The organism is Pseudoalteromonas sp. G5_S1_14_S5 (assembly GCF_054968605.1).
The window spans coordinates 1-546 of the sequence record NZ_JBQKUM010000220.1; the positions used below are offsets into that span (position 1 = coordinate 1).

1 pseudogene is annotated in these 546 nt (G+C 44.5%); it reads right to left on the bottom strand.

The window, feature by feature from the left end:
• Positions 1 to 316, bottom strand: a pseudogene (locus ACTRWI_RS22630) (IS21 family transposase); the annotation flags it as partial.
• Between the last annotated feature and the right edge of the window lie 230 nt (positions 317 to 546).

The following is a 546-nucleotide window of genomic DNA, read 5'->3' on the forward strand; positions in this document are numbered from 1 at the left end:
GTGGTACTCCTGCCACAACAACATCTTTGTCATGCCTTTACGCTTGAGTTCGACAGCATACTGAGCGAAGTCTGGCATAACCTTGTCTCGACTGGCTTGCTTCGAATAATATAGGGCTTTGGTAAGGTCAGTATCACTGCAATCTTCTGGGAGAGGCCAGCCTATCTGACTTTGCTTAAAGCGAGCGACAAGCTCAGAGACTGTTGCAAGGCTGACATTGAGACAACTAGCAATACTACGGTAGGACAACCCACACTCGTACTTAAGGCGTAATATCTCTTTGATTTTTGTTAATTGGAGTTCTCTTTTTAGCCATTGTCGCTTCCTTACGTTCTTGTTTAAGAAGTAAAGAATAGCGAGCTATTGATTTAAAAGAGAAAAAGGAAGGATTTCGGGCATTCCGAACGCGGTTTTCGCTATTCCGAACGCTGATTTCGGAGTTCGCTTAAAAGTGTTCGGATAATCGCGGAATGTGCGTTCGGATTAAACCGAAATAGGTGTTCGGGTCATACCGAAATGGCTGTTCGGAATGCTCCGAAATACGCA